The sequence below is a fragment of the Chloroflexota bacterium genome (genome assembly GCA_023475225.1).
GTDB lineage: Bacteria > Chloroflexota > UBA6077 > FW602-bin22 > JAMCVK01 > JAMCVK01.
This window is the reverse complement of the sequence record JAMCVK010000031.1, coordinates 1-16,668: the sequence shown is the minus strand read 5'-3', so window position 1 is coordinate 16,668 and position 16,668 is coordinate 1. Positions and strand designations below refer to the sequence as shown.

Genomic DNA, 16,668 nt, shown 5'->3' with positions numbered 1-16,668 from the left:
CCAACTTATTCATCAATTCAACCCTGAGATGAGCCTTGCTAATCAAACTCACAAACCACCAACTCACAAGCAACGTAAGGAGGCTGCCTAGTGATAAAACATCAATTAAATCTGCCCACTCCTGAGGGCGCAGCCCCCTTGGTAGGGGGCCTGGGGATGTGCCCTCCAGAGTGCAAAAAAGCCTGAAGGGCTACCTTGAACCCTCTGCGGGGATTTGGGGAGATGTTCAACCCTCTCAAGACGATGATTGACTTTGGTGGCCGATGGTGCTATAGTAAAAATAAGCAGCAGATAGCCCATAGAGACGCCCAATCAGTGATTAAGTGGCTTTTTCGGCCTCCGATTCATACTATCCCTACAGGGGAGCAGTGAACGTTAGGGCGTGGAGAGTGATCTCCACACCTGCCGTGGCGCAAAGGAGGCAGCTCCGATGTAGAGCTGCCTCCTAACCTTTTATAGAGGAAATAGCGTTCTAGGTAGACTGGGTGCTGAAATGTTTTATGATCGTGCTCTGTAGCCACTTAAGTCTACTCTAACGGCATCCTTAAGTCCGCATGAGGAGGTGATGCGATCGAGAAAAGGTACTCACCGTTTCCATCACAAATCTTCCCAGAAGGACCAAAATGATGTTTAAGGGGGTGTGTAATGAGTAGGATTCTGCGCGTTAACATGACTGACCTGAGTACGAAGTTTGAAGACGTTCCGGAACGTTATCGCTTACTGGGAGGTCGTGGCTTGACCTCAACTATCACTTGCGAGGAGGTACCGCCTACCTGCCATCCCTTGGGTCCCCATAACAAGGTGATCTTTGCCCCTGGCCTGGTCAGTGGTACGGCCGCTCCAAGCTCTGGGCGGCTCTCCGTTGGGGGGAAGAGCCCTCTTACTGGAACCATCAAAGAGACTAACGCGGGAGGTCTCGCCTCACAGAAGCTGGCTCATCTGGGCGTCAAGGCTATCATCGTTGAAGGGCAGGCACAGGATGGGAAGCTGCATATCCTCAAGGTAGATAAGGATGGCGCAACCATTCTCCCCGCCGATGGGATTGCTGGCAGGGGGATGTATGAGACGAATCGTCTTCTTTGGGAGAGGTTCGGCAAGGTAGGCATAATTGGTATCGGACCGGCCGGGGAGATGAAGCTGGCTAATGCCGGTATCTCTGTTAATGATATGGAGAACGGCCCTGGCCGTTATGCTGGACGCGGTGGGATGGGGGCCGCGATGGGATCGAAGGGGCTGAGGGCCATTGTTATCGATGATACCGGCGCGCCTGGGGTGAAAATCGCTGATCTGGAGCGCTTCAAGGCTGAGGCGAAAAAGTTAACCGATGCCCTCTTGAAACACCCTGTCACCTCTGAGGCATTGCCCAAGTACGGTACCGCTGTTTTGATCAACATCATGAATGAGGCTGGTGGCTTGCCGACGCGGAACTTTAGCGCTGGCCGCTTCGAGGGGGCGTCCAAGGTGGCTGGTGAGGTGATTAACGAATGGGTGAAAACACGCGGAGGTGAGAGCAAGGTTGGTCATCCCTGTCATCCTGGTTGCGTGATCAAATGCTCCAACGTGGTGACCTATCCTGATGGTAAATACCACTGTGCCCCCGTTGAATATGAGACTGATTGGGCCCTTGGACCAAACTGTGGCGTTGATAATCTTGACGACATCGCCGAACTGAACCGCCTTTGCAACGACATCGGACTGGATACGATTGAGGCTGGTTGCACTATCGCTGTAGCTATGGAGGGTGGACTGCTGAAGTTCGGCGATGGCAAGGGAGCGATCGAGCTACTAAAGGAGGTGGGTAAGGGGACACCGCTGGGGCACATCATTGGTAACGGCACGGCCTTCACAGCCCGTGCCTTTGGGGTGGTGCGCGTACCGGTAGTCAAAGGCCAGTCCATGCCCGCTTATGAGCCACGGGCGGTGAAGGGTATCGGCGTCACCTATGCGACATCCACAATGGGAGCTGACCATACCTCCGGCTATACCATCGCTCCTGAGATTTTGGGTGTTGGAGGCAAATCTGACCCATTTGCGGTCAACAAGGCGCAGCTTTCACGCGACTTTCAGGCGACGACGGCCTTCATTGACTCTACCGGTTACTGTCTCTTTATCGCCTTTGCCATCTTGGATATCTCCAGCGGCTTTGAGGGTGTAGTGGGTACGATTAACGCTATGTATGGGGCCAATCTAAACTCCAGCGACGTTATGGAGATGGGCAAGCAGATCATCAAAAAGGAACGGGAGTTTAACGAGCGAGCGGGATTCACCTCTGCTCATGATCGCCTGCCAGAGTTCATGATCTACGAGAAGCTACCGCCCCATAACACCGTCTTCGATGTACCTGCTGCAGAGCTCGATATGGTTTATGCCTTCTAGGCTTCCTTCGGGCAATTCTAGAGGCGCAGGGCTCGGGGTACCTCGGGCCCTGCGCCTTTAACGTGCAGGAGAAACGATGATAGAAGTTCACCTGTATGGTAAGATGCGCCGCTACGGCCAGGAGAAGGAGATCTCTCATCCCTCCGTCGTTCGGCTGGAAATAAAGGGCGAGCACTATGTCGATGAAGTGTTACAAGCTCTCGGCATCCCCCCTAAAGAGCCCAGAAACGTCTTCATCAATGGCCGCTATAAGCCGGAATGGCATAGCGAGGTTATCAGGGATGGTGATAGACTCGGCCTCTTCGGTAGCGATATGGCCCTGCTCTATATCTGATAGCGAGCATACGGCAATTCGTGCTAAAATTAAGTTTGAGGGGCCTTGTTCATTTGATAGAAGTCAGGTTATATGGGAGATTACGGCGTTTGGCGCCGCAGAGTGACGTTGACACTGATTCCATAGTGAGGCTGGGTTTTGAACCAGGACAAACCATAGAACAGGTTCTAGCCCGACTGGGCATCGCCCCCCAAGAGACGAGCAATATCTTCTTAAATGGAGAGCTCTTAGCTCTGACCCGCGAGGTCAAAGACGGCGATCGGCTGGGCGTCTTTCCCAGGGATATGGGCTTGCTCTATAGCTGGTATTTTACAAGGAAGCCTTAGAAGACCTATGATCACCATCGACGTCAGGCTTTTCGCTATCCTGCGCAAATATCGTCCGGAGGCGCCTTCCGGCGAGCTGCTCAACTTCCCGATTGAGGAAGGGACCACGTTGGATGGTCTACTAGCCAAACTGGGCATTCCAGCCCATGAGACAAGACAGGTATTCGTCAATGGCCAGCAGGCTGACTCCAACTACATTCTCCAACAGGGGGATCGGGTAGGCATCTTTCCTCCTATCGCTGGGGGACTTTTACGAGGAAGTCAACAGTGACACTCTTCGATCCGTCCAGGGGGAGACCTTTTCACCCAGATATGCCCCTAGCAGCCCGAATGCGACCATGTACCATTGACGAGTTTGTCGGCCAGGAGCACATCGTTGGCCCAGGAAAGCTATTGCGCCGCGCCATCGAGACCGACCGCTTATTCTCATCGATCATCCTCTGGGGACCACCTGGCACGGGTAAGACCACCCTGGCCATGATTATCGCTAACACTACCCGGTCACATTTTGAGACCCTCAGCGCAGTCCTGGCCGGTGTAGCGGATATCCGGAAGGTCGTCGCTGAGGCCAAGGAGCGGCGGACCTTCTATGGCCAGCGCACCATTCTTCTGGTTGATGAAATTCACCGCTTCAACAAGGGGCAACAAGATGCCCTCTTGCCCCATGTGGAGAATGGGACCGTCATCCTCATCGGTGCTACTACGGAGAACCCTTATTTCGAGATCACTGGACCGCTCTTGTCGAGGTCGCGTATCTTTCAGCTGCGGCCCTTGACAGAGGAACAGACGTTGCTCCTGTTACGCCGGGTTCTGGAAGATGTCGAACGCGGCTATGGTGGACGGTCCATAGTTGTGGCGGATGAGGCGCTGGAGCATCTGGCGCGCATCGCTGGCGGCGATGCCCGTATCGCCCTGAACGCTCTTGAACTGGCCGTGGAATCGACCTTGCCGGGGCCTGATGGTATCATCTGCATCAATCTCGATGTGGCTCAGGAATCCATTCAACGGCGGGCCATCCTCTATGACCGGGATGGTGATGCCCATTATGACACCATCTCGGCCTTTATCAAGTCTCTGCGCGGTTCTGACCCCGATGCAGCGTTGTACTGGCTGGCCAAGATGCTCTACGCCGGGGAAGATCCCGAGTTCATTGCCCGGCGGATGATCATCCTGGCCTCGGAGGATATCGGTTTGGCTGACCCGCAGGCGCTGGTAGTAGCGGTGGCTGCGGCCCAGGCGTTAGAGTGGGTGGGGCTTCCCGAGGCGCAGCTCAACCTGGCAGAGGCAGCTCTCTACCTGGCGCTGGCCCCCAAGAGTAACTCGGTGCTGGCAATCACGGAGGCCTTGAGGGATCTGGAACGGGATGGCAAGGTCGAAGTGCCAGACCATCTCAAGGATGCTAGCCGAGATGGTGCCGCGATGGGACACGGTAAAGGCTACAAATACCCCCACGCCTTCCCTGGCCACCACGTGCCCCAGCAATATCTCCCGGATAGGTTGCAGGGGCGACATTACTACGAGCCAGGTGATCAGGGTGACGAGCGACATATCGCTGAGCGACTGGCAATGTGGCGCAGGGCCCTAGACGAGGCTCGTCTTCAACGAGATGAGCCGCCGTCTACCTCACGGTGATAGTCAGGGATATCGCGGTAATGAAGAACGGATTAAAAGTACCGTCGCTATATCACGTCCGCAGTAAAATCTTCAGAGCCCCCTTAGTCGACGCTTGCTGAAAGGCTTTCACCCCATCGTCCAAGGGATAGATGGCTGTGACGAGTGAGGCGACGTCCACCAGGCGGCGTTCTAATAACCGCAGTGCGGACTTAAACGGTCCACAGCGTGACCCTACTACGGTCACCTCATCCACCACAAGTGGGCTTAGCGGGAGGAGGTCATCATCGTGAAAGGTACTCTTCACCACGATGGTACCGCGTGGCCTAACGATTGATTTCGCCAAGGCGAACCCACTGGCTTGTCCGGTGCAATCGACCACCACATCAGCGCCAACCACCTCGGCAGTGCCTAAAATGGCTGTCTCCAGTCCTCGTCGGCCAACGATGGCCAGCTTCTCAGGATGCTTCCCCAGCACTGTGAGGTGGCAGCCTGTCAGACTCAGCACCTGAGCCGCCAGAAGACCGAGCTTGCCATCTCCCAAGACGACCACTCTTTGGGTTGGCCTGATGTGTACCTGTTCTGTGATCTCCAGTGCAGCGGCCAGGGGTTCGACGAAGACCGCCTCCTCGTCTGGAATGGTAGCGGGGACTATATGGAGGTTAGCACTGGGCAAAACCAGGTAATCAGCGAAGGCTCCATCGCGTCCGGCGATGCCTAAGACGCTACGATTGAGGCAGTGCTCATGCATCCCTTGCTGGCAGTACAGGCAAGCGCCACAACCGCAGTTGATCTCCCCCACTACTCGCTGTCCGATCAGGTCGGCATCTTCGCTCCTCTCCACAAGCCCGACAAACTCGTGTCCCAACACGCCGCTGAAGCCACGATAGCCCCTGGTGATTTCGACATCGGTATTACAGATACCGGCCATCTTCACCCGTACTAGGGACTCACCTTGGCCGGGCTGTGGCTGAGGGTAAGTGGTCTCCAATCTGACCCCATCACGATAGAGCAAAGCCCTCATCGGTATCTCCTTTATCATAGGCTAAGGGGATGTCTCTCTACCGAAGCTTTGAAGGTCCACGATGGCTCTGCGATGGGTGCCCATGCCCACCTGCTTTTGTTCGTCAATGGCTTCTACCTTGAAGGTTAGCTTATGGCCATCAACGGCTACTAGTTCCGCCCGGGCGGTGACTGTCATGCCAAGTGGGGTAGGGGCTATATGCTTAATTTTGACCTCGAAGCCAACGGTCGTCTGTTCAGGAGGCAAATAGGGATGAACGGCGGCGATGCTAGCCCGCTCCATGAGAGCCACAAGACTGGGGGTGGAGAAGACCACAGCGGCTCCGCTGCCCATGTGCTTGGCTGTATTCTCATCGCTGACGATGATCTTGGCCTCACCGGTGATGCCTAATGGTAGATCGGTCATAATCTTTACCTCCATTCGCTGTGAGACGATTGCCGTCAGCATTCTACCTCTGCTTTATGGCCAGCGTCAAGCAAGGCGTTTTGAGCTGACCGCCCCGCCCTTTTTACAAATTTTTTACACTTTCACGGTATATATTAATATATATTAATCATAGGCATACCGCTACGTGGTGCTCGAGAGCAGTAGTGTAGCCCCAAGTGTGCTAGGGGAGGTGTAAGGTGCAATATACCTTCCATGATTACGCGCCGCTGGCCTACTGGTCATTGGTTCTGTTGTGGGGGCTTGTGTTCCTGATCTTTCTCGCCAGGCCGCGTGAAGATGGTCTAAGATGGATAAGCAGGGTTAGTTAGATTACCGACTTTGATAGACATTACTCCCTGTATGTAGTAAAATGACAACCTGGGTGCGCGGCGAGGGCGCACCCTAAGTGGGCCTTTGGGAGGATAGCGGGCGTGAGTGACAAACGAAGGGAAGAGAAGGAGACGATAGGGGCGGCCTTGGTGGTTGGCGGTGGGGTTGCGGGGGTACAGGCAGCCCTGGATCTGGCCGAGGCGGGGATTAAGGTATACCTCGTTGAGCAATCAGCGGCCATCGGGGGTAAGATGGCCCAATTGGACAAGACCTTCCCCACCAACGATTGTGCTATGTGTACCATCTCCCCGAGACTAGTAGAGTGCGGACGTCACCTGAATATCGAATTGTTGACCAACAGCGTGGTCGAGAGTATCAGCGGTGCGGCCGCTGACTTCACGGTTACGGTGCGCCAAAAACCTCGCTTTGTCAGTTTGGAGCGGTGTACCTCTTGTGATGATTGCGTGAAGGTCTGCCCGGTCACTGTCCCTAACCAATTCAATGCTACACTAGATCAAAGAACAGCCATTTATAAGCTTTATCCTCAGGCGGTGCCCAACGCCTATGCTATCGAAAAGAAGGGTATCGCTCCTTGTAAAGCCGCCTGTCCAGCTGGTATCAGTGTGCAGGGCTATATCGCCTTGATTGTCCAAGGGCGCTTTATTGATGCCCTCCGGGTGGTGAAGGACCGTATGCCCTTCGCCGCGGCTTGTGGGCGTATCTGCAATCATCCCTGTGAGAAGGAGTGTAACCGGGGTGTAGTCGACGAAGCAGTCTCCATAATGTACCTGAAACGCTTCGTTTCTGATTATGCCTTCAATACCGGAGCGCCTCTTCCAGAGCCAGTAGAGAAGACCAAATCTGAGAGGGTGGCCATCATCGGGGCCGGACCGGCCGGACTTACGGCGGCCAAGGACCTCGCCCATCTGGGCTATCCAGTGACAGCCTTCGAAGCCCTGCCCGTGGCGGGGGGAATGCTCAGGGTGGGCATCCCCGAATATCGGCTGCCCAGACATCTGCTCCAGAGAGATATAGATGAGATTTGCGCCCTTGGTGTGGATTTGCAGCTGAACATGGCCTTGGGCCGCGATATCACCATTCAGCAGCTGTTCAGGGAAGGATACCAGGCGATCTTCCTGGCCCTGGGAGCTCACGTCAGCCAGAAGCTGAACGTGGAGGGCGAGGATGCCATAGGTGTCCTCGGCGCTATCGATTTCCTGCGGGAGGTATCTTTAGGAACCGTTCAGCACACAGGTGAGCGAGTCGCTGTTATAGGGGGCGGGAATACGGCTATCGATGCGGCCCGCACGGCGGTGCGTCTGGGAGCCAAAGAGGTTAGGCTTGTTTACCGTCGCTCGCTGGAGGAGATGCCGGCTGATCGTCCGGAGATCGAGGAGGCAGAGGCGGAGGGAGTTAGTCTATTGCTTCAGACGGCTCCCGTGGGGATTCTGAGTGATGAACAGGGCAAGGTTACAGCTCTGGTTTGTCAGAAGATGGCCCTGGGTGAGCCTGACGAGAGTGGGCGTCGCCGTCCTATCCCTATTCCTGGCTCCGAGTTTACCCTGGAGGTTGATACGGTCATTGCTGCGGTCAACCAGACCGTTGATACAACGTCACTGCCCGAGAAGATCGTGGTTACTGCTAAAGGCACCATCACCGTCGATCCGGAGACCCTGTCCACGACCATGCCAGGTGTATTCGCCGGGGGCGATGCCGTTAGCGGCACAGCCTACGTGGTCGATGCAGTGGCTGCTGGGCACAGGGCTGCTCTCTCCATCGACCGCTTTCTACGGGGAGAGATAGCCAGTTCGCCTGTCCCAGAATCGCTCCCAGTCGTCGAATTGGGGAAGGCCGAGGCACAGCAGAAGCTGCTTAACAAAGAGATCATCCGGCAATCCTGTCCTCCTATGCCGACACTTCCCCTCGTACAACGCCGGGGCAATTTCGACGAAGTGGAGCTGGGATTCACTGAGGAGATGGCCATCGCCGAGGCGCGTCGTTGTCTTAATTGCGGGATCTGTTCTGAGTGCTATGAGTGTGTGCGGGTATGCCAGGCCAAGGCTATCGATCACGGAGAACGAGAGCGTCAGAAGCAATTGCGGGTGGGGGCGGTCATCCTGGCCCCGGGATACGAGGTGTACGAGGCAAGGTTGGCTGAGGAGTTTGGTTTCGGTCGTTACCTAAACGTTGTGACCAGTCTCCAGTTTGAGCGGTTGCTGAGTGCTTCCGGCCCAACGGCTGGCGAGGTGATCCGTCCCTCCGATCATGTCCCAGCGAAACGGATTGCCTTCTTGCAATGCATCGGCTCACGCGACAAAGAGCACCCATACTGCTCCTCCGTCTGCTGTATGTACGCCACGAAGGAAGCGATAATGGCTAAGGAACACTCTCCTGATACAGATTGCCACATATTCTTGATGGATATGCGCGCCTTTGGCAAGGGCTTTGACGCCTACTACGAGCGTGCCCGGAACGTCTATGGGATCAAGTATACCCGCTGTCGCCCCTCCTCGCTTAAGGAATCTCCCCATACGAAGAATATCATCCTGAGATACGAAGCCAATGATGGCTGCCTGGTTGAAGAGGAGTTTGACCTGGTCGTGCTCTCCGTAGGTATGGCACCGCCGCCAGGTGCGCGTGCTTTAGCTGAAACCTTCGGCATCGAGCTGAATCCCTACGGCTTTTGTCGCACAGATAAGTTGGCGCCACTTCGCACCAGCCAGGCGGGGGTTTTTGTTTGTGGCCCATTCACGGCGCCGATGGATATCCCTGATAGTGTCACCCAAGCCAGCGCGGCTGCTGCTGAGGCCTTGCGCCTGTTGGCCACGGCGCGGGGCGCTCTGGTCAGCGAGAAGGTATATCCAGCGGAGATTCCACTCGCTGACCAGGAGCCACGTGTTGGGGTCTTTATCTGCCATTGCGGTTCAAATATCGCTGGAGTCGTAGATGTCGAAGAGGTGCGTCAATATGCCGAAACGCTGGGGAAGGTGGTGCATACGGAGCGAAACCTGTACACCTGTGCCCCTGATGCCCAAGAGCGTATTCGCCAGCAGATCGCCGAGCACCGGCTTAATCGCGTCGTCGTCGCTTCGTGTACACCGCGCACCCACGAACCGCTCTTTCAGGAAACAATCCGCGAGGCTGGTCTGAACCCCTATCTCTTTGAGATGGCTAATATCCGTGATCAGTGTTCATGGGTGCACTCCGATGATCATAGAAGGGCTACGGAGAAGGCTAAGGAGCTGGTGCGCATGGCTGTAGCCAGAGCGCGCCTGCTGGAGCCGTTGACTAAAATGCCTCAGGCGATCAGTCATCGTGCCCTCGTCATCGGTGGTGGGATCTCCGGTATGACAGCAGCCCTGTCTCTAGCTGATCAGGGTTTTGGTGTCTATCTGGTGGAACAGGAGTTTGAGCTTGGGGGCAACCTGCGCCATCTCTATAACACCATCGACGGCTATGATCCGCAGACTCACCTGCGCTCGCTCATCCAACGTGTAATCGGGCACGAGCGGATCGAAGTGCTGCTCGATACAGAGGTAGTCAAATCAACCGGGTTTGTGGGCAACTTCAAGACGACCATTGAACAGGACGGCCGCCAGCATTTGTTGGAGCATGGCGCCACCATCGTGGCTACGGGTGGACGTGAATATCGTGGTGATGAATATTTGTTGGGTAAAGATAAGCGGGTGATCACCCAGTTAGACCTGGAAGAGAAGATGGCCGATCTCTCCCCTGAGGTCACGGCCGCTAAGACTGTGGCGATGATCCAATGCGTAGGGCCGGCCGGCGAGAGGGCTGGCTATTGCAGTCGCCTCTGCTGCGTCTCGGCCATGAAAAATGCCCTCCGTCTCAAGGAGTTGAATCCGGCGGCGACGATCTACGTTCTCTACAAAGATATACGCACTTATGCCTTCTATGAGGAGCTATATACCCAGGCGAGGAGCAAGGGGGTGATCTTCCTGCGCTACGATGAGGGGCAGGAGCCACAGGTACACTTGACCAATGGCCATCTGGAGTGCCTGATAGCAGACAAGATCCTGGACGAAGAGCTCACCATTGAGCCTGACTTGCTTGTCCTCAGTACGGCTGTTGTGCCTAACGAGGGTGGCGAGAAGCTGGCCCCTATCTTGAAATTGCCTCTGACCAAGGAGGGGTTCTTCCTTGAGGCTCACATCAAGCTACGGCCGGTCGATTTCGCCTCCGACGGGATCTTTGTCTGTGGCCTGGCTCATTACCCTAAGCCGATTGAGGAGTGCATCAGCCAAGCCTTGGCCACAGCGGCCCGAGCGGCCACCATCCTATCTAAGATTCAGCTGGAGGTGGGCGGACCCGTGGCTAAGGTCGAAGCGGAGAAATGTGCGGCCTGTTTGACTTGTGTGCGGGTCTGTCCCTATGGGGTGCCCATCATCAATGCTGAAGGAGTGGCTGAGATCGAAGCAGCTGCGTGTCATGGCTGTGGGATTTGTGTAGCTGAGTGTCCGGCTAAAGCAATACAGCTGGCTCATTTCCGTGATGATCAAATCATGGTCAAGAGCGAGGCTTTACTGGTAGGGGAGAAATGAGTTTTGAACCAGAGGTGGTCAGTTTCTGCTGTTTTCACTGCGCCTTTGCTGCGGCCGACCTGGCCGGGGTGATGCGCTTAAAGTATCCACCGAACGTGAAGATAATTCAGGTTCCGTGTTCGGGGCGAGTTGATGTGCTGCACATCCTGCGGGCATTTGAGGATGGTGCTGATGCTGTCTTCATGGCCGGTTGCCTGGAAGGTAATTGTCATTACCTGACGGGCAATCTACGGGCTAAGAAGCGGGTTCAGTATGTGAAGCGTCTTCTGGATAAGATTGGACTGGGGAGCGAGCGACTGGAGATGTACAATATGTCTGCCGCTATGGCTACCACCTTTGCGGAGGCGGCGACGGAAATGACGGAGCGGGCTCGCCGTCTTGGCCCTAATCCAGTAAAAAGGGTGACCGTGGTGGAGGCGGTCGCCGCGGAGGTGTAATAGCGATGATAGTTGCTGAGCAGAAGCCCTTTGAAGAGATCGAGGAGATGCTGGCTGATTATCGCCGCATACTGGTGGTTGGCTGTGGTGCCTGTGTCACTGTATGTGCGGCCGGCGGCGAGAAGGAGGTGGGGATACTATCCTCTGCCCTCCGTATAGCGGCGAAGGCCAAGGGGCTTGAAATAGAGATAGTCGAGAAGACCATCGTCCGGCAGTGTGAGCCTGAGTATGTTGAGGGATTACGTGAGTATCTTGCCGATGTAGATGTGGTCCTCTCCCTGGGATGTGGCGTAGGTGTGCAGCATCTGGCGGAGGCCTATCCCAAGATACGGGTCTTGCCTGGGCTGAACACGGGGTTTATGGGAGGCACGCGCGAGCACGGTGTTTGGGCTGAGGCTTGCGCTGGTTGTGGGAACTGCATCCTGGCTGAGACTGGTGGCATCTGCCCCATCGCACGCTGCTCGAAGAGCCTGTTAAATGGTCCTTGTGGGGGCTCACATAACGGCAAATGTGAGATCTCTGACGAGGTAGATTGTGCCTGGCAGCTCATTTATGATCATCTCCAAGCACTTGGGCTAACCTCCAGACTGGTGGAGATTAGGCCAACTAAGGATTGGGCCACTGCCCGCGATGGTGGGCCACGTAAGGTTGTTAGGGAGGATTTGCGACTGTGAAGCGGGACGATAACCCTCTAAAGTCAGACAGCAGATTGGAAAGGATCCTGCGCTCGGGCGCCTTCGCCATCACGGCCGAGCTCGGTCCCCCCAAGAGCGCCGAGGCCAGTGTAGTGTGTAACAAGGCTGCCCTGCTGAGGGGTTACGCCGATGCCATAAATATCACTGATAATCAGACGGCCATCGTGCGCCTGTCCAGCATCGCTGGAGGAACCATCCTCGTCAGCCTGGGTTTGGAGCCCGTCATCCAAATGACCTGCCGCGATAGGAATCGCATCGCTATGCAGAGCGATCTTCTTGGGGCCTGGGCCCTGGGTATGCGGAACGTGCTTTGCCTTACCGGTGACCATCAGAAATTTGGCAATCACCCTGGGGCGAAGAACGTCTTCGATCTGGATTCAATTCAATTGATCCAGATGGTAAAGGATATGCGTGATGAAGCGAAATTTCAGTGTGGCGAAACGATGAGTGTGCCCCCACGCTTCTTCATTGGTGCTGCTGAGAATCCTTTTGCTGATCCCTTTGAGTTTCGCGCTCTCCGTTTGGCGAAGAAAGTGGCGGCCGGCGCTGATTTCATCCAAACCCAACTAGTCTACAACGTGAAAAAGTTTGCCAGGTGGATGGCAATGGTACGTGATCTGGGATTACACGAGCGCGTCTTCATTCTGGCTGGCGTGGGGCCAATCAAATCGGTTGGCGTCGCCCGCTATATGAAGAACAACGTTCCTGGCTTGGATGTCCCGGATGAGATCGTCGAGCGGATGGCCTCGGTACCGAAGGGTGAGGCTAAGGCTGAGGGGATTAAGATTTGTGTCGAAATCATCGACCAGGTGCGCCAGATCGAGGGTGTAGCTGGTGTGCATATTATGGCCATCGAGTGGGAGGAAGCCGTCGCTCAGATCGCTACTGAGGCGGGGTTATTGCCCCGCCCGGTTATCGAGGAGGGCGTTCTGGTGGCCAGTGGGAAGGATGAGGCTTAGGCATGCAAGCGACGCTAACGAAACCAGTGGATGGAGATAGCCTGGTTAAGCTGATCGAGGAGTCTTGTGGGAGCAATATATACCTTTGCTACCAGTGCAAGAAATGCACGGCTGGCTGCCCGGTCGTCGAAAACATGGATTTGACCCCGGCCCAGATGTTGAGAGCCATTCAGCTGGGACGGATCGACCAGGCCCTGCGCAGCAAGACGATCTGGCTCTGTTCCAGCTGTCAAACCTGCGTCACTCGTTGTCCCCAAGGGCTTGATCTCCCCAAAATTATGGACCTGCTTAAGGTAGAGGGGGAGGCTAGAGGCATTTTGCCGCGGGTGCCCAATGTGGCTCAGTTCAACCATGTAGCTGTACGCTGGATTAAGACCCTGGGTCGCCTCTATGAGCTGGGATTAATGGCCGAGATGAATCTGCGGACACGGCGCTTTTTCAAGGATGTCGTCTTGGGTTTGAGACTCCTGGCGAAGGGCAGGCTAAAGTTGTTGCCCCCACTGGTGCGCTACACTGCGCCTGGCGTGCAGGCCCGGCCTGCATTGGAAGGGAGGATAGGGCGATTGGCCTATTATCCTGGCTGTGCTCTGCATTCCAGCGCCGTTGAGTTCGATCTCTCCACGCGGGCGGTGGCTGATCGTCTCAGACTGGAGTTGGTGGAACCGAAGAATTGGATCTGCTGTGGTAGCAGTCCGGCCCACGCCAGCGACCCTTTGCTGGCGGTCACTTTGCCTCTGCGCAATCTAGCGTTGATCGAGGAAAGTGGAGAATCACGGGTGACTATGCCTTGTGCCTCCTGTTACTCACGTTTCCGTATGGCCATCCATGAGGTGCAGACAAATCATTCCCTAGCCGAGGCAGTGCGCTCTGAGACAGGCTATAAGTATGAGGGCAAGGTAAACGTTGATCACTTGCTGACCACCGTGGTCAGGGATATCGGTCTGGAGGTTGTGCGAGGGCAGGTGAAGAAACCCTTAACGGGATTAAAGGTAGTTTGTTACTATGGTTGCCTCCTCACGCGACCACCGGAGGTGGTGGCGACCGATCATCCCGAGTATCCCGTGATGATGGATCACTTGCTGGAGGCGTTAGGAGGTAGGGCTTTGGATTGGTCCTATAAGACCGATTGCTGTGGAGCCAGTTTGATGCTCACTGAAACGGATATCGCCCTTGGTCTGGTGGAGCGGATACTGCGCAACGCCAAAGAGGTAGGGGCAGAGGCCATCGTGGTGGCCTGTCCGCTCTGTCATGCCAATCTGGATACGCGGCAAAGCCAGCTCTCTGGTGGTAGGAAGGGAAGCTATAACCTACCCATTTTCTACTTCACAGAGTTGATGGGACTTGCCTTTGCCGTACCGGCGGGCAAACTGGGTCTAACAAAGCATATTATTGACCCGAAGCCACTGTTGAAGAAGAAGGGCCTCTGGAGTTAAGGTGATCAGCATCGGTGTTGATTTGGTCAACATAAGACGGATAGAAGCAGCGCTCGCTCGTTGGGGTGAGCGCTTTGCCTTTCGGATATATACAGAGACAGAATGGCGCTATTGTCGGGGGCGAACGGCAGAACTGGCTGTGCGCTTCGCGGCTAAGGAAGCGGTGATGAAGGCGCTGGGTACCGGTCGACGGGGTGTTGGCTGGCGTGAGATCGAAGTTTTGTCTGACCGACGGGGCAAGCCATTAGTTTATTTGCATGGTCGTGGCCAGCAGCGGGCCGAACAGCTCGGCCTGAAATCGTTTGCTATTAGTTTAGCGCATTCAGAGGATTTAGCCATAGCCATGGTGGTTGCCGGTGATACTGAATGAAGATCGTGACTGCGGAACAGATGCAAGTCATCGAGCGCCAGGCTGAGTTCCTGGGAGTTGGTACGGACTTGCTTATGGAAAATGCTGGCCACGCCGTGGCCAAAGCTATTCTGAAGCGGGTCACTGATCCGCGACGGATCAAGTCCCTCGTCCTGGTCGGGCCCGGCAATAATGGCGGGGATGGATTAGTGGCGGCGCGTTACCTCTGCGAGGCCGGGATGCCGGTCGTGGTCTATCTTTGGAACCGGAACACTGCGGCTGACCCAAATTTTCAGGCTGTCCTGGCTCAGGGTATTCCGTGCATATGCGCGGCGGAGGACCCTGAGCAGAAGATTTTGCGAGACGAGGTAAGGGAGTCATCCCTGATTATCGATGCCTTATTGGGGACGGGGAAGTCACGACCGATCAGTGGCTCGCTTGCTGCCCTGTTGCGAACAGTTAGGGCCGAAAAGAGAGCAGGTTGCCAGGCAATCGCCGTAGATATACCGAGTGGACTGAACAGTGATACGGGAGCGGTCGATGAGAATACGCTACGTGCTGATCTCACCGTGACCCTTGGCTATCCCAAGATAGGGCTCTTCCTCCTGCCTGGGGCCGCCTTCGTGGGGGAGTTGGTTGTGGGTGATATTGGATTGCCTGCGGGCGTAGTGGTCGAATCCTCCCTGGAGATGCTCACTGCGGAGTGGATAAAGGAGCTGTTGCCGGAACGCCCCCGTTGGGGACATAAAGGCACCTTCGGCCGGGTCTTAGTGGTCGCTGGATCAGTCCACTATACCGGGGCCGCCTATCTGGCCTGTTCCGGGGCCATGCGGGTAGGTGCTGGATTGGTAACGCTGGCCCTGGCGCGTAGTCTGCATCCCGTCTTGGCCAGCAAGCTCACCGAATCCACCTTCCTACCCTTGCCTGAGGTAGAGCCTGGTGTCTTGGGGGTAGAGGCAAAGGAGCAGTTGCTCAGCGCAATGCTCAGATGTCAGGTCCTCTTGGTTGGGCCTGGGCTAGGACAACATCCCTCTACGGTCGCTTTGCTGGAGCAGGTCCTGCGCGCGTTGTCGTCAGCGGGCGAGGCTGTATCGCCCGATCCTATGGCTATCAACATGGTGATCGATGCTGACGGATTAAACGGCTTAGCCAGCGTCCCCGTCTGGTGGGAGATCCTACCCAGGAGGGCGGTTCTAACGCCGCATGCCGGCGAGCTAGGCCGCTTGATGGGCATATCGGCTGAGGCGGTGCAGGAGAGTCGTCTAACCGTTGCCCTGGAGGCAGCACGTCGCTGCCAGCGGACAGTCGTCTTGAAAGGCGCTTACACCATCATCGCCTCGCCCGATGGCCAGGCGGCTATCAATCCGCTGGCTAGCCCGGGCTTGGCCAGCGCTGGTACAGGTGATGTATTAGCTGGAGCCATCGCTGGCCTGATGGCGCAGGGGCTGGAGCCGCAGGCAGCAGCCATAGCCGGCGTATACCTCCATGGACAAGCAGGGGCGATGGTGGCTGACGACCTGGGTGATGCAGGGATGTTGGCGGGCGATCTTCTCCTGGCCTTGCCTAAAGCAATCAAGGAGCTTAAGCAGCAAAGCCCTGCTGAGCGAAGTCATTAGCGCATCTCGAGCGTTCCTATGCTCAGCAAAATGGTTGTGAGCTGCGACGGGGGGTCGGATCGGGGAGAACTGATTGCGTTCAGATGCCTCCGTGACAGTTAGAGGATGTTGATAAGTAGTAGTGGGGAGGGGGTATGGGGGAGGGGTATCCACATGTGGATAACTTCTTGCCCCAGGACTGGTCAAAAAG

Annotated in this window: 14 protein-coding genes; 12 read left to right on the top strand and 2 right to left on the bottom strand. The window is 56.0% G+C overall.

From position 1 onward, the window contains the following. The first annotated feature begins 645 nt into the window (after positions 1–645). The 5 genes from M1136_07515 to M1136_07495 all read left to right on the top strand — a co-directional run bounded on the left by M1136_07515 (position 646) and on the right by M1136_07495 (position 4,668). Positions 646–2,376 carry an aldehyde ferredoxin oxidoreductase gene (locus tag M1136_07515; GenBank protein ID MCL5075482.1) on the top strand — a complete coding sequence of 577 codons (1,731 nt, stop codon included), beginning with the start codon at positions 646–648 and terminating at the stop codon, positions 2,374–2,376. Between the two features lie 76 nt (positions 2,377–2,452). Beyond that, complete coding sequence (locus M1136_07510; protein ID MCL5075481.1) at positions 2,453–2,710, top strand: MoaD/ThiS family protein; 258 nt, start codon at positions 2,453–2,455, stop codon at positions 2,708–2,710. Positions 2,711–2,799: 89 nt separating this feature from the next. Next, entirely contained in the window at positions 2,800–3,036 is a 237-nt protein-coding gene (locus M1136_07505; GenBank protein MCL5075480.1) for a MoaD/ThiS family protein, read from the top strand. A gap of 7 nt (positions 3,037–3,043) precedes the next feature. Continuing rightward, positions 3,044–3,307 (top strand): MoaD/ThiS family protein, encoded by a 264-nt coding sequence (locus M1136_07500; GenBank protein MCL5075479.1) that lies wholly within the window; start codon positions 3,044–3,046, stop codon positions 3,305–3,307. 59 nt (positions 3,308–3,366) lie between these two features. After that, positions 3,367–4,668 (top strand): AAA family ATPase, encoded by a 1,302-nt coding sequence (locus M1136_07495; GenBank protein MCL5075478.1) that lies wholly within the window; start codon positions 3,367–3,369, stop codon positions 4,666–4,668. Positions 4,669–4,720: 52 nt separating this feature from the next. On the opposite strand, the gene M1136_07490 is transcribed toward M1136_07495, so the two are convergent. Both M1136_07490 and M1136_07485 read right to left on the bottom strand, forming a co-directional pair. Further along, positions 4,721–5,671 (bottom strand): alcohol dehydrogenase catalytic domain-containing protein, encoded by a 951-nt coding sequence (locus M1136_07490; protein MCL5075477.1) that lies wholly within the window; start codon positions 5,669–5,671, stop codon positions 4,721–4,723. Between the two features lie 21 nt (positions 5,672–5,692). Further along, positions 5,693–6,076 carry a thioesterase family protein gene (locus M1136_07485; protein MCL5075476.1) on the bottom strand — a complete coding sequence of 128 codons (384 nt, stop codon included), beginning with the start codon at positions 6,074–6,076 and terminating at the stop codon, positions 5,693–5,695. Positions 6,077–6,528: 452 nt separating this feature from the next. Here M1136_07485 and M1136_07480 point away from each other — a divergent pair, with 452 nt between their 5' ends. The 7 genes from M1136_07480 to M1136_07450 are packed head-to-tail and all read left to right on the top strand — an operon-like array spanning position 6,529 to position 16,478. Further along, complete coding sequence (locus tag M1136_07480) at positions 6,529–10,989, top strand: NAD(P)-binding protein (GenBank protein MCL5075475.1); 4,461 nt, start codon at positions 6,529–6,531, stop codon at positions 10,987–10,989. Beyond that, positions 10,986–11,426, top strand: a complete 441-nt coding sequence (locus M1136_07475; protein ID MCL5075474.1) for a hydrogenase iron-sulfur subunit — start codon at positions 10,986–10,988, stop codon at positions 11,424–11,426. Before M1136_07480 ends, M1136_07475 begins: the two co-directional genes overlap by 4 nt. 5 nt (positions 11,427–11,431) lie before the next feature. Continuing rightward, positions 11,432–12,100, top strand: a complete 669-nt coding sequence (locus M1136_07470) for a methylenetetrahydrofolate reductase C-terminal domain-containing protein (protein MCL5075473.1) — start codon at positions 11,432–11,434, stop codon at positions 12,098–12,100. Further along, complete coding sequence (locus M1136_07465) at positions 12,097–13,080, top strand: methylenetetrahydrofolate reductase (protein ID MCL5075472.1); 984 nt, start codon at positions 12,097–12,099, stop codon at positions 13,078–13,080. The genes M1136_07470 and M1136_07465 overlap by 4 nt, the downstream gene beginning before the upstream one ends. 2 nt (positions 13,081–13,082) lie before the next feature. Further along, on the top strand, positions 13,083–14,513 hold the full coding sequence (locus tag M1136_07460) for a heterodisulfide reductase-related iron-sulfur binding cluster (GenBank protein MCL5075471.1): 1,431 nt from the start codon (positions 13,083–13,085) through the stop codon (positions 14,511–14,513). 1 nt (position 14,514) lies between these two features. Further along, complete coding sequence (gene acpS / locus M1136_07455; GenBank protein MCL5075470.1) at positions 14,515–14,883, top strand: holo-ACP synthase; 369 nt, start codon at positions 14,515–14,517, stop codon at positions 14,881–14,883. Next, positions 14,880–16,478 carry an NAD(P)H-hydrate dehydratase gene (locus M1136_07450; protein ID MCL5075469.1) on the top strand — a complete coding sequence of 533 codons (1,599 nt, stop codon included), beginning with the start codon at positions 14,880–14,882 and terminating at the stop codon, positions 16,476–16,478. The genes acpS and M1136_07450 overlap by 4 nt, the downstream gene beginning before the upstream one ends. The last annotated feature ends 190 nt before the right edge of the window (positions 16,479–16,668 follow it).